The sequence below is a fragment of the Cyanobium sp. Candia 9D4 genome (assembly GCF_024346155.1).
Taxonomy (GTDB): domain Bacteria; phylum Cyanobacteriota; class Cyanobacteriia; order PCC-6307; family Cyanobiaceae; genus Cyanobium; species Cyanobium minutissimum.
The window spans coordinates 276,187-288,911 of sequence record NZ_JAGQCK010000001.1; the positions used below are offsets into that span (position 1 = coordinate 276,187).

12 protein-coding genes are annotated in these 12,725 nt (G+C 71.8%); 4 read left to right on the forward strand and 8 right to left on the reverse strand.

The annotated features are described in order from the left end of the window. Window positions 1-75: 75 nt before the first annotated feature. The 4 genes from KBZ08_RS01415 to KBZ08_RS01430 all read right to left on the reverse strand — a co-directional run bounded on the left by KBZ08_RS01415 (window position 76) and on the right by KBZ08_RS01430 (window position 5,118). Complete coding sequence (locus tag KBZ08_RS01415) at window positions 76-1,245, reverse strand: transaldolase (RefSeq protein ID WP_106221341.1); 1,170 nt, start codon at window positions 1,243-1,245, stop codon at window positions 76-78. Window positions 1,246-1,342: 97 nt separating this feature from the next. Then, a complete protein-coding gene (locus KBZ08_RS01420) occupies window positions 1,343-3,190 on the reverse strand; it encodes a penicillin-binding protein 2 (RefSeq protein WP_254970783.1) in 1,848 nt (615 codons plus the stop codon). Beyond that, complete coding sequence (locus tag KBZ08_RS01425; protein WP_106221337.1) at window positions 3,190-3,642, reverse strand: hypothetical protein; 453 nt, start codon at window positions 3,640-3,642, stop codon at window positions 3,190-3,192. Before KBZ08_RS01425 ends, KBZ08_RS01420 begins: the two co-directional genes overlap by 1 nt. A 57-nt stretch (window positions 3,643-3,699) precedes the next feature. Further along, complete coding sequence (locus tag KBZ08_RS01430; RefSeq protein ID WP_254970786.1) at window positions 3,700-5,118, reverse strand: CPBP family intramembrane glutamic endopeptidase; 1,419 nt, start codon at window positions 5,116-5,118, stop codon at window positions 3,700-3,702. A gap of 72 nt (window positions 5,119-5,190) precedes the next feature. Here KBZ08_RS01430 and KBZ08_RS01435 point away from each other — a divergent pair, with 72 nt between their 5' ends. Continuing rightward, window positions 5,191-6,516: a histidine phosphatase family protein gene (locus KBZ08_RS01435; protein WP_254970788.1), complete on the forward strand. Its 1,326-nt coding sequence runs from the start codon at window positions 5,191-5,193 to the stop codon at window positions 6,514-6,516. A 28-nt stretch (window positions 6,517-6,544) separates the two neighbouring features. Further along, entirely contained in the window at window positions 6,545-7,828 is a 1,284-nt protein-coding gene (locus tag KBZ08_RS01440) for a dihydroorotase (RefSeq protein WP_254970789.1), read from the forward strand. Here KBZ08_RS01440 and lepB read toward each other — a convergent pair. Further along, window positions 7,782-8,528 carry a signal peptidase I gene (gene lepB / locus KBZ08_RS01445; protein ID WP_106221330.1) on the reverse strand — a complete coding sequence of 249 codons (747 nt, stop codon included), beginning with the start codon at window positions 8,526-8,528 and terminating at the stop codon, window positions 7,782-7,784. The genes KBZ08_RS01440 and lepB overlap by 47 nt on opposite strands. A gap of 67 nt (window positions 8,529-8,595) precedes the next feature. Here lepB and KBZ08_RS01450 point away from each other — a divergent pair, with 67 nt between their 5' ends. Next, window positions 8,596-10,113, forward strand: coding sequence for a hypothetical protein (locus tag KBZ08_RS01450; protein ID WP_254970790.1), 1,518 nt, complete (start codon window positions 8,596-8,598; stop codon window positions 10,111-10,113). Here the strand turns inward: KBZ08_RS01450 and KBZ08_RS01455 are convergent. Then, window positions 10,110-10,478 carry a Spx/MgsR family RNA polymerase-binding regulatory protein gene (locus KBZ08_RS01455; RefSeq protein WP_254970791.1) on the reverse strand — a complete coding sequence of 123 codons (369 nt, stop codon included), beginning with the start codon at window positions 10,476-10,478 and terminating at the stop codon, window positions 10,110-10,112. The two genes, KBZ08_RS01450 and KBZ08_RS01455, sit on opposite strands and share 4 nt — an antisense overlap. Before the next feature lie 5 nt (window positions 10,479-10,483). Continuing rightward, a complete protein-coding gene (locus tag KBZ08_RS01460) occupies window positions 10,484-10,846 on the reverse strand; it encodes a 2Fe-2S iron-sulfur cluster-binding protein (protein WP_015107747.1) in 363 nt (120 codons plus the stop codon). 132 nt (window positions 10,847-10,978) lie between these two features. Between KBZ08_RS01460 and KBZ08_RS01465 the strand changes: the two genes are divergently transcribed. Further along, the gene (locus KBZ08_RS01465; protein ID WP_106221324.1) at window positions 10,979-11,665 is read left to right on the forward strand and encodes a class I SAM-dependent methyltransferase; all 687 of its coding nucleotides are present in this window, start codon (window positions 10,979-10,981) and stop codon (window positions 11,663-11,665) included. A 550-nt stretch (window positions 11,666-12,215) separates the two neighbouring features. Here the strand turns inward: KBZ08_RS01465 and KBZ08_RS01470 are convergent. Beyond that, complete coding sequence (locus KBZ08_RS01470; RefSeq protein ID WP_236550687.1) at window positions 12,216-12,689, reverse strand: resolvase; 474 nt, start codon at window positions 12,687-12,689, stop codon at window positions 12,216-12,218. Window positions 12,690-12,725 lie beyond the last annotated feature (36 nt).

The window sequence follows — 12,725 nt, forward strand, 5'->3', positions numbered from 1 at the left end:
CAGGGGGGGAATCCATCCTTGCCCATCAAGGTGAACAACCGATCAAGGCAGGGGCGGCGGCGGGCGGCCCGGGCTTCAGCGGCTGATCGCCAGCGGCGCTCCCAGGCCGCCGCGCACATCCTCGGGGGCGAGGCGGCCGTCGTTGTCGGTGTCGAGGGCATCGAAGACGGCATCGCTGCCGAGCCATTCCTCCCGGGTGATGCAGCCGTCGCCGTCGAGATCGTTGAGCAGGAAGATCTCGTGCACCGCATGGGTGAAGGCGGCCCCGCCCTCGATCACGGCCAGGCGATGGGCCAGCTGGCCTTCGAGGGTCTCGATCGCCTTGGAGAAGCCCCGGATGCCCTCATCGAGCTTCTCGCTGGCCATGGCATCCGCCGCCATCATCGTGCGGAAGGTGGCCTCGTCGATATGGATCCGCTCTTCGCTGGCGCCCGGATGGGCGGCATCGAGGCGGCGTTCCAGCAGGGCGTCGCTCTGGCGCAGCTGGTCCATCAGGGCCGGGGAGATGGTCAGCAGGTCGCAGCCCGCCAGTTCGACGATCTCGTCGATGTTGCGGAAGCTGGCGCCCATCACCTCGGTGCCGTAGCCGTGGGTCTTGAAGTAGTTGAAGATCCGCGTCACCGAGAGCACACCCGGATCCTCCGCCCCGGGATAGCTGTCGCGACCGGTGGATTTCTTGTACCAGTCGAGGATGCGCCCCACGAACGGCGAGATCAGGGTGATGCCCGCCTCGGCGCAGGCCACGGCCTGGGCGAAGCCGAACAGCAGGGTGAGGTTGCAGTGGATGCCCTCACGCTCGAGCACCTCCGCCGCCTTGATGCCCTCCCAGGTGGAGGCGATCTTGATCAGCACCCGGTCGGTGCCGATGCCCGCCTGGGCGTAGAGGCCGATCAGCTTGCGGGCCTTGGTGATGGTGGCCTCGGTGTCGTAGCTGAGGCGCGCATCCACCTCGGTGGACACCCGCCCCGGGACGATCTTGAGGATCTCCTTGCCGAAGGTGACGCTGATCTCGTCAATGGCCTCGCGCACCACGTCCTCGGCGGGGGCCTCGGCACCGATCACCTGCCGGGATTCGCGCAGGGAGCGGTCGATCAGCTCCTGGTAGGTGGGGATCTGGGCGGCGGCCAGGATCAGGGACGGATTGGTGGTGGCATCCCGCGGCGTGAACTGGCGGATCGCGTCGATGTCGCCGGTGTCGGCCACGACCACGGTCATGGCGGCCAGTTGTTCGAGAAGGTTGGCCATCGTGGAACGGTGTCGGGCGCGTTGTCTGCTGGCCTTGACGCTAGCCATGGCCCCCCACGGCGATGCACGGGGGTTGTGGGAATGAGGACAGGCTGGCTCAGGAGCGGCCGGCCTTGGCGGTGAGGCGGGCGGTGGGCTGGCTGGGGGGCACCTTCTCGATCACCAGCAGGGCCTCGGCGATCTGCCGGGCCACCGGCAGGGCCACGGTGGAGCCGTAGGCATTGCCCCCCTGGGGTTCGTCCACCACCACCAGCACCACGTAGCTGGGATCCTCCGCCGGCAGGATCGCCACGAAGCTGCAGATCCGCGCTCCGGGGATGTACACCCCGTTGCGGGCCTTCTGGGCCGTGCCCGTCTTGCCGGCGATCCGGTAGCCGGGGATCTTCATCCCCTTGCCGTTCTCCACCACCGATTCCATCCACTTGACCACGGTGCGGGTGACGGCCGGATCCAGCAGCTGGACGCCCGTGGGGGCGGTGGCGCTGGCCAGGGCATCGCCGGAACGCAGGCCGCGGGTGATGTGGGGACTCACCAGCCGGCCGCCGTTGGCGAGCATCCCGTGCAGCTGCAGCAGCTTGAGGGGGGTCAGGGAGAAACCCTGGCCGAAGGCGGCGACCGCCGGCTCGATCGGCGCCGAGGTGAACTCGCTGCGGCTCTTGAGCTGGCCGGCCACGGCCCCGGGCAGGTCGGTGTCCGGCATCTCGTCGATGCCGAAGGCCCGCAGCCAGTGCCAGAAGCGATCGCGCTTCACCTGGGCCATGGCCTTCACCATCGCCACGTTGCTGGACACCTGCAGCACCGTGGGGAAGTCGATCACGCCGTTGGCGCGGCGGTCGTGGTTGAAGATCGGCCAGCCACCGATCGTCAGCTGGCCCACGTCGTTCACTTTGTCGCCGGGGCGGATCGCCTTCTCCTGCAGGGCCAGGGCCAGGTTGATGGGCTTGAAGGTGGAGCCGGGTTCGTAGAGATCCTGCACCGACCATTCCCGGAACAGGGCGGGGCTGTAGCTCCAGAACCGGTTGGGGTCGTAGGTGGGGGTGGAGGCCAGGGCCAGGATCTCGCCGTTGCGGGCATTCATCACCAGGGCCGCGCCCTGCTTGGCCCGCCACTGCTTGACCTGCTTGGTCAGGGCCTGCTGGGCCACCTGCTGGAGACGGGCATCGAGGGTGAGCTGCAGCCGCAGGTCGTCGCCGTAGAGCGCCCCGGCCTGGAGGCCGTCGGGCAGGGGGGTGCCGTCGGCGCCACGGCGCATGCTCAGGGTCACCTCCTGGCGGCGCAGGTCCCGGTCCCGGCTCTGCTCCAGGCCCGCCTGGGCCACCCTCTCCAGGTTGAGGAAGCCCACCACGTTGGCGAACAGGGAGCCCTGGGGATAGACGCGCTGGGGATAGGCCTCCAGGTCGAGGCCGCTGATGCCCAGCTCCTTGACCCGGTTCGCCGTTTCCGGATCCAGGCCGGTGGCGAGCTTGACGCCGCTGCGACGGCTGCCGATGGTCTCCAGCAGGTCGGCCGGCGGCTGGGCCAGCACCTTGGAGAGCTCCCTGACCACGTCGGCGGGGGGACGGACCTGCTGGGGCTCGTCGCCGGGAAGGTTGAAGTAACGCGGGTGGGCCCAGAGGGTGAAGCGCTCCTCATCGAGGGCCACCAGCCGGCCCATCCGGTCGACGATGGTGCGCCGCTTGCCGATGGGCGTGACCGCATGGGTCTGGATGGCCCTGGCCCGGGCCTGAAGCTCGGGGGATTTCACCACCTGGAGCCAGGCCAGCCGTCCCGCCAGCCCGACCAGGGCGGCGCACAGCAGCACGTAGACCGTGAGCATGCGGGTGGTGGGGATCGGCTGGATCTCCACCACCCGCCGCGTTGCCGCTCCCCTGGGGCGGCGTCCACCCCCGGCGGCCCCCACCGGGGGGCGGCCCTCGCCGGGCCCGGAACGGGAGGCGGGGGGCATCAGTAGCCGGCCGGGATGGCGCGCAGCTGGAAGCCGGCGAGCAGCGGCAGGGGGGCGCGGGGGCGGCTGCTGCGGGGTTCAGGCAGATGGATGAGCTTGGCGCTGCTGGTGGGCTCCAGCAGGCCGGGACGCCGCACCAGGCTGAGGTGATGCTGCTCGAGCAGGGCGGAGGACTCCTGCATGCGGTGCTCGAGGGTCTTGGAGGCCTCCAGCTTGGCGAAGCTGTGCGCCCACTGGTTCTGCCAGTGCAGGGTGAGGGCGCTCAGGCCGAGCATGGACAAGCCCAGTCCCACCAGGGCGCCGCTGCTGATCCGATGCAGGCCGGCCAGCCAGGGGGCCTGGCGTTCGATCCGGCGCGCCGAGAGGGACCCCTCGATCAGCTGCAGGGGCCGCTGCAGGGACCTCGGATTCGGCAGCGGGGACTGGCTGCGTGGGGCGGGGGAGGCGGCCAAGGGACCTGATAGGCACTGCGCAAGTGAACCACCCATCGGGGACCGCAGCAAGCGCCGTCAGTCGGCGAGAAAGAGGAGATTCATGAAGGTCATCCCGTTCCAGAGGGCGTGCATCAGCACGGCGCTGCCCAGCCGGCCGCTGCGCCAGCGCAGCCAGCCGAGGCCCAGGCCGAGCACGAACAGCGGGGCCAGTTCCGCCAGGCTCAGGTGGGCGATCGCGAACACGGAGGCACTCAGCACCACCGCGCCGGCTCCGCCGAGCCTCTGGCCCGCCACCGGCAGCAGCACGCCCCGGAACAGGACCTCCTCGAACAGGGGCGCCACCACCAGGGCGGTGACGGCGAAACAGGCCAGCGCCAGCGGGTCGGCGCTGGTCAGGACCAGGTCGAGGAGGGGGTTGCTGCCCCCAGGGTCGGCCCAGATCCGGTCGATCGCCCAGCTCGAGGCCGTCACCACCGGCAGCACCATCAGCAGGCTGGCCAGCGCACCACCGAGGGCCGAGCGGGCCGGCCGCCACCGCCACTGCAGCCAGCCCCCCGCCGGAGGGGTCCCCCGGCGCGGCAGCATCAGGGCCAGCAGCAGCAGCGGGGCGGCCATCAAGGCGGCATAGAGCACCAGCACTTCGATGCCTTGACTGAGGGCCCTGGGGGCCGCCAGGCGCTGCAGGGCGATCTGCAGCGGCGGCTGCACCACCATCGGCACGACGACTTCGCCGAGCACCACGAAGCCGCCGGCGATCAGCAGGGTCACATCGACGGGGCTCAGGGGCGGGCCCACCAGCGGCGGCGCGGCGGCCAGCCGGCCGCGCCAGGCCAGCCAGCCCTGACGCAGCAGCAGGGCGGCCCCCACCAGCAGGAACAGGGCCGGCAGGGTGGTCACCGCCAGCAGCATGAGCAGCAGCCGCAGGGACCGCTCCTCCGCCGGACAGGCCCCCGGGTCCCCCGGCAGCTGTTCGCAGACCAGCTGCTGCACCATCAGCGGCGCCGACCAGGGGGCGAGCAGCTGCCGGCGTTGCTCCGCCGTCACCGGCCGTCCGTCGAGCAGTGCCTGGATCAGGGGACGCCGCACGGCGTCCACCTGGGTCGCCAGCTGCCTCAGTTCGGTGTCCTCGTCCAGGGCTGCCGCGCTGCCGGCGTCGCGCTCCAGCAGGGCGCTCTCGAGGCGGCGCAGGGCCAGCGGTGGCTCCTCGGCGGCCTCCATCTGCCGCCGCAGCTCATGGCCCAGCTCCCGCCGCGGATCCTCCCCGGTGAGCAGCGGCCGCAGCTCCGCCGGGACGGCCTCGGCCGCCAGGGCGGTCAGCTCGAGCTGCCGCAGGCTGAGGGAATCGACCACCGACGGGCGCTCGAGGCTGTCGATCAGGCCGCCCACCCAGAGCAGGCCGCACAGCGCCAGGCTGAGCAGGGCCAGCAGACTCTTCCAGCCCGGTGGGGAGGCGGGCGGTCCGGATCGGGAAGGGGTTCCGTTCAACCGGACCACCTCGGCGGCGATGGGTGCTGATTCTCCCCTGCGCCCGTCCCATACGATGGCCTCGCCTGCGCCACAAGCACCTTGCCCCTTCGCATCGTGCTGGTCCGCCATGGGCTGAGCAGCTTCAACCTGGAGCACCGCATCCAGGGCCGTGACGACCTCTCCAACCTCACCGAGGAGGGGCAGCGCCAGGCCCGTCGCACGGGGGAGGCTCTGGCGGAGCTCGGTTTCACCGCCGTCTACAGCTCGCCGCTGCAGCGCGCCAGCGCCACCACGGCCGCCCTGCTGGCCCGCCACGGCTCGCCGCTGGCCCCCGTCTACGACGACGATCTGCTGGAGATCGATCTGGCGCCCTGGAGCGGCCTGCTGCGCAGCGAGCTGCGGGCCGTCGATCCGGAGCAGGAGCGCCGCTGGCGCGAGGCCCCGGAGACCATGGAGCTGCGGCGGCCCGACGGCTCCACCTACCGCCCGGTGCCCGAGCTGCTGGAGCAGGCGGGCCGTTTCGCCCATGGCCTGCTGGCCCGCCACGGTGATGACGACGCCGTGCTGGTGGTGGCCCACAACGCCATCCTGCGCTGCCTGGTGCTGCACCTGCTCGGCCTGCCGGCGAGCGGCTTCCTGCGCCTCAGGCTCGACAACGCCTCCATCTCGGTGCTCAACCTGGTCCGCGGCGAGGGCGGGCGGCCTTCGGTGCAGCTGGAATCCCTCAACGGCACCGCCCACCTGGGCACGGCCCTGCCCCCGGCCGGACCTGGGTGCCGGTTGCTGCTGGTGCGCCATGGCGAGACCGACTGGAACCGGGAGGGCCGTTTCCAGGGCCAGATCGACATTCCCCTCAACGCCCACGGCCTGGCCCAGGCGGAGGCGGCGCGGGCCTTTCTGGCCCCGATCCCGCTGCAGCGCGCCTACAGCAGCGACATGGCCCGCCCCCTGCGCACCGCCGAGGTGATCCTGGGCTCCCATCCCGGCGTGCCGCTCACCACCGCCCGGGGGCTGCGGGAGATCGGCCACGGCCTCTGGGAGGGCCGGCTGGAAAGCGAGATCGCCGCCGGCTGGCCCGACCTGCTCGCCGCCTGGAAGCGCACCCCCGAGACCGTGCAGATGCCGGAAGGGGAGACCATCGGCGGGGTGTGGGACCGGTCGCTGGCGGCCTGGAACCGGATCGTCGCCGGGCTGGATCCCCGGGAGACGGCCCTGGTGGTCGCCCATGATGCGGTCAACAAGACCATCCTCTGCGCCCTGCTCGGCCTCACCCCCGCCGACATCTGGGCCATCAAGCAGGGCAACGGCGGCGTGACCGTGATCGACTATCCCCGGGGGGCGACGGCGCCGCCGGTGGTCAGTGCCCTCAATCTCACCGCCCATCTGGGGGGCGTGATCGATCGCACGGCCGCCGGCGCCCTCTAGCCGGCCCATCCCACCGAGGCCCCCTGCCATGGTCCGTCAGCTGCTGATCCGCGGGGTGACTCTGCTGGAGGCCCCGGGGCGGCCGCCGCGACGGGCCGATGTGCTGCTGGAGGACGGGGTGCTGCGGGCGATCGACCCGGAGCCGGACGTGGTCCTGGGGGCGGCCGGCGTCGCCCCGTTCGACGCCGAGGGCTGCTGGCTGGCACCGGCCCTGGTGGATCCCCACAGCGTGCTGGAGGACCCCCTGCAGGGGCGGGCCGAAACCCTGGCCAGCCTCCGGGAGGCCGCCGCCTCGGGCGGCTACGGCATCGTGGCCCTGCTCCCGTGGGCCTCCAGCTGGCGCGATCGGCCCGAGCGGCTGGCCTGGAGCTGGCCGGACCCGATGCGGCTGCTCACCTGGGGCAGCTTCAGCGTCGACGGCCTCGACCGGGACCTGGCCCCCCACGGCGACCAGCTGGCCGCCGGCGCCTGCGGCCTGGCGGCCGGGGCGGCCCTGCCGCCGCTCGATCTGCTGGAGCGCGGCCTGCGGCTCGGGGAGATGGGGGACCGGCCGGTGCTGCTGCCGCCCCGGGACGGGGCCCTGGCACGGCGCGGCTTCGTGCGGGAGCGGGTGGAGGCCCTGCGGGCGGGCTGGCCCCTCGATCCCCCCGGCAGCGAGACCCTCCCCCTCGAGACCCTGCTCTCCCTGGCCGACGACCTGCCCGCGGCGAACCTGCGGCTGATGAACGTCTCCACCGCCGAAGCGGTGGCACGGCTGCGGCGCCATGGCCAGGCGCCCATGGCCTCGGTGGGCTGGTGGCACCTGGTCGCCGACAGCGGTGGCCTCGATCCCGCCGACGAGGGCTGGCTGGTGGAGCCGTCCCTGGGGGGGCCGGCTGATCGGCGCGCCCTGATCGACGGCCTGGCCGACGGGGTCATCAGCGCCGTCGCGGTGCACCACATCGCCCTGGATGCGGAGGAGGAGCTGCTGCCCCTCGACCAGCGCCGCCCCGGCGTGGCGGGCCACGGTCTGGTGCTGCCGCTGCTGTGGGAGGAACTGGTGGGATGCCGGAGCTGGCGGCCGGAGCAGCTCTGGCAGGCCCTCTGCTGGGGACCGGCCCGCTTCCTGGGCCTGCCGGAGCCGGTCCTGGAGGCCGGCACGGCGCAGTGGCTGCTGTTCGATCCCTGCCGCTCTTGGCGCTGGGAAGAGGCCCCCGATGGCTCCCTGGCGGCCAACCGGCCCTGCCGGGGGCGACCGCTGCAGGGGCGGGTGCTGGCCTGCGGGCTCAGCGATCCGGCGCGTTGGGCTCTGGCAGCGGACCGGCCGAGCTGAACGGGAAGAAGCGCCAGAAGGCCCGGCCGATGAGTTCGCTCTCGGGCAGCAGCGGCCCCCCGGGCCAGAAGCGGGCATCCCAGCTGTTGGCCCGGTTGTCGCCCATCACCACCAGGTGGCCGGGGGGCACCACCACGTCGATGGTGCGGCAGGGTCCGACCCCCTGACGATCGACCGGGCAGTAGTTCCTGACGTAGGGCTCGTCGAGGGGACGGCCGTTGATGCTGACCCGGCCGCGGGGGTCGGCCACCACCCGCTCGCCGGGCAGGCCGATCACCCGCTTGATGTAGGCATCGCAGGCCGGCTGCTGGATCCCCGGCAGGGAGCCGATCAGGGGCAGGTTGACCAACAGGCAGCGCAGCGCCCCCGGCTTGGTCGGGCCGGTGAGGATCGGATCGAAGTGGTACGGGGAGCGGAACACCACCACCTCGCCGCGCCGCGGCGGCCGCTGCCGGAAGGACAGCTTCTCGACAAGCAGCCGGTCCTGGAGCTGCAGGCCCGGCAGCATCGAGCCGGAGGGGATGTAGCGGGCCTCCAGCAGGAACTGGCGGATGCCCAGGGCCACCGCCAGGGTGATCAGCACGCTGCGCCAGAAGGCCCAGGGGCTCTCCTCCCGCTCCTCCTGGTGACGCTGCGGCTCCGGGCTGGGCGTCGGCTCGTCGTGGGCGCCGGGGTCGGCCGGTGGATCCGAGGGGCTCAAGGGGTTCGTGCGGCAGGTTCCATGGTCGGGAGGCAGATTAGGCACACACCCGCCCGCCGCGTCCCCGATGGCACGCCCACGCTGGCACCAGAGCCTGGCCGCGCCCTCGAGCCGGCTGGAGCGGCGCTGGGATCGTTTCGTGGCCCTCTGGGCCGCCCTCAACCTGCTCTGGGTGGCCTTCGACATCAGCTACATCCCCCTGCGCACCTTCTGGCTGCAGCGCAATCTCTACCCGCTGCCGTCGGTGCCCCTGGCGGTGCCGCTCACCTTCATCCCCGACATCACCCCCTGGGTGGATCCGATCAAGGGGATCGAGCCGCACCGCGAGACCCAGGCCTACCTGCGCCAGTTCGACCGGATGGATGCGGCCCTGGGCCAGGGCCCGACGGGTGCCGTCACCCCGATGCAGCGCCAGCTGCTGGCCGAACAGGCGCGGCTCACCGCCGAGATGATCGATTCCAACCCGATGCTGGCCTCGGGCACCTCCGGCACCCTGGAGAAGATCAAGAACCGCCTGCGCCAGCGCGCCGACCGGGACTCGGCCAAGCAGGCGGCGGCGGTCCTGCTGAGCCCGGAATGGATTGACGCCCATCCCTGGCCGCAGGAGCGGCTGTTCTGGCGCCAGCAGGTGCTGCCGCTGGTGGCCACCACCTACTGGCGCTCGATCGATGAGAACGGCCGCCCCACCGACCATTTCTGGCGCTACGACCTGCTCCTGTTCCAGAGCGTCTTCGCCCTCGACATCCTGCTGCGGGCCATCCGGCTGCGCCGCCGCCTGCCGGGCCTCAGCTGGGGCCGGGCCCTGCTGCGGCGCTGGATCGACCTGCCCCTGCTGCTGCCCTTCTGGCGCTGGCTGCGGGTGGTGCCGGTGCTGGAGCGGCTCCATACCAGCGGCCTGATCAGCATCGAACCGCTGCGGGCCGTGATCAGCCGGGCGGTGGTGGCCCTGCTGGCGGTCGAGCTGTTCGAGGTGCTGGCCCTTCAGCTGATCGACGGGCTGCAGCAGCTGATCCGCTCGCGCCGCTGGCCGATGCGGATCCGCGCCCTGCGCAGCCATCAGATGGTGGTCAGCAACGACGAGCGCGAGCTGGTGGAACTGGTGCGGATCTGGGGCCCCCTGCTGCTGGTGCGGGTGGCCCCGCGCCTGGCCCCCGAGCTCCAGGGGGTGCTCGGCCATGCCCTGCAGCAGAGCCTCCAGAACGCGATCGTGCCGCCGGGCCTGCGCCAGCTCCAGCCCCTGCTGCAGGTGGAGAAGGGGCTCAGCCGCCAGCTGGCCGGCGGGATGGTGGACAGCCTGCTCGACCTCACCCGCACCACCGGCGAGCGCCTCAGCCGCCGCGACGACCAGCAGCTGGAGCTGCTGCAGCGGTTCATCGACCGCTTCTGGGAGGAACTGGCCGATGCCTTGGAGAGCGGACCGGCCCTGGAGCGCTCCCAGCAGCTGCTGTGCACCTTCCTCGAGGAGTTCAAGGGCAACTACCTGAGCCAGATCAGCCGTGCCGGTATCGAGGGCCTGATCGAGGAGCTCGACCAGATCATGGTGAAGGGAGCCCAGGGGCCGGAGGGTCGCAACGACGCCCCCTAGCCCAGCAGCTCCTCCCAGTCCTGGGGACGGAACCCGGTGAGGATCCGACCGGAGGCAGTGACCAGGAAGGGACGCTTGATGAGGCGCCCGTCGGCCGCCAGGGCGGCCAAGGCCGTGTCCCGGTCCATCGCCTTGACCGTGGCGGCCCCCAGGGCCCGGTAGCTCTGGCCGCTGGTGTTGAACAACCGCCCGAAGCCCCCGAGCTGGTCGTGGGCGGCGGCCAGCAGCTGCAGGGGCGGCGGGCTGGCGGTGATGTCGATGGCCTCGAAGGGAATCGCCCGTTCCCCCAGCCAGGCCAGCGCCTTGCGACAGGTGCCGCAGCCGGCGTACTGGTAGAGGACGAGTGGGGCGAGGTCGCCGGCCATCGCGCCTACTTGCGGCCCACCAGCGCCTTGAGGGCCCCGACCAGGCTGTTGGAGCCCTTGCCCACACCGGCGTCCGGCCTGGTGCGGATGGTCACATCACCGTTGACGGTGGTGCGGCAGCTGAGGCGGTAGCTCGCAGGCCGATCCGCCAGGTAGACCTCCTCCACATCGCTGCGGGGGGAGAGGTTGCGGGCCCCCTCCACCACCTCCACCACGCAGGTGCCGCACTGGCCGAGGCCACCGCAGTTGTTGAGGTTGTTGAGGCCCGTGTAGGGATTCACGCCGGCGTCGAGGGCCGCCTTGCGGAGATTGGCCCCTTCGATGCAACCAACCTGCTGGCCTTCCTTTTCGAAACGGATGGTGGGCACGGTCGATCGGGGGTGAGGGGCGCCGCCCAACTTAGGTCACACCACGTCCTTTCGATCCCGGTTTCGTTGCCTTGAGAAAGGATCGGGGCGGTCGGGAGGGGCTGCCTACGATGGCCGGGTTGCCCGCAGACCTTGCTCTCCTCCGACCCCTCCCCGGCCCGGCAAGGCACCTACGACCTGGTGGTGCAGCAGCTGATCCCCGGCTACGCCAGCCTCGCCCGTCTCTCGGTGGCGCTGCTCTCCTCCTCCCCCCTGGCCTCGCGCCGGGAGGCCGCCGTGCTGGTGGCGGGATGCGGCACCGGGGCCGAGCTGCTGGAGGCGGACGCCCAGCGGCCGGACTGGCAGCTCACGGCCATTGATCCGTCGGCGGAGATGCTGGCGGTGGCCCGGCAGCGCCTGCAGAACCGCGGCCGGATCGACTGGCATCACGCCACGGTGGAGCAGCTCGGGGCCGAGGCCCGCTTCGATGGCGCTCTGTCGGTGCTGGTGCTGCAGTCCCTGCCCGACGACGGCACCAAGCTGGCCTTCCTCACGGCCCTGGCCCGCAGCCTGCGGCCCCAGGGGCAGCTGGTGCTGGTCGACCTGATGCGTCCGGAGCGCTCCCCCCTGACGGCCCAGGTGACCGAGGCCTGGCGCTGCTTCCAGCGGGCCAGCGGGGTCGAAGGGGGGGCGGTGGATCCCACCGCCCAGATCCAGGGATTCCACCCGATCGGCATCGCCCGTCTCACGGCCCTGGTGGAGGCCGCGGGACTCAGCGATCCGGCGCCGTTCTTCCAGGCCCTGGACTTTCAGGGCTTTCTGCTACAGCGACGGGCCTGAAGCGACGGTCCACCGATTCCTGCTGGCCGGGGAGCAGGGGGCGGTCCATGACCACACCGGCCAGGGGCACCAGCAGGGTGAGCAGACCCAGCAGGACGCCGCCCAGGGTCCCGAAGGGCTGATCGAAGAAGAGGGTTTCCGGATCATCGGGGCCTGCGCCGGGACTTCTGCCGCCGCGGCTGGAGCCTCCGGACGCGGAGGGACGGGAAAGGGGCGTTCGGGGGCCCGGACTGTCCGGGTCTCCGCTGGAGTCAACCTCGCCGACGTCGGGGGTGGGGCAGAGTCCGGCGGAGAAGGGCCCCGGAGCGCCGGAGCCGGAAAGGCTGGCCGGGGAGGCGAGGGATGCTGTTCCCCGATGGGAACCGGAGCGGGACTGGGGACGGACGGTTCGGACGTGATCCATGCGTTCGTGCAGCGGAGAGGCCCGGTGCACTGGACGGAGAACAAAGGTTGTTTGCAACGATTGTGCCACCGATCGGCTCGATCGGCCCCCGGCGACGGCAAAACGACAGGGGAGCCGGACGGCGGTGGTCAGCTCTGCGTCGGCCCGTCAGGCGGCCGGCCGTGACTGGGAGTGCCTGTGGAGGTGCAGATCGGCGGGAGGCACTTCGGCCCCGTCGAGCCGGGCGCGGATGGCCCGGAGCTCCTCCAGGATCGAGGCCAGCAGCTGCTGGGTCGCGGTGGAGGGCGAATTGAGCACCTCGACCGTCACCTCCTTGATGCGCAGCACATCGCGGGCGAAGCGGGCCACCTCGTGGGGGTGGAAGACCAGGGGTTCCTTCTGGTCGCTGCGGTACTCGGGATTGAGCTTGCGGGGATTGAAGGGGGGGTTGAGGTTGCGGGGATCGGTGTTCGTGTAGCGGTACACCGAAGCGCGGGATCGGTTCAGGGAGCGCTGCACCTCATCGATGCCGATCAGGGTTTCGGTGTCGGTGCGGGTTTCAGCCTGCAGGGCCAGCGGCGCGGCCGGCGAAGCGGTGGAACCGCCCGCTGGAGAGCCGACCTGTGCAGGGTGAGCAAGCATGAGACTGGCGTTGGACGCACTGGACTGACGGCTGAC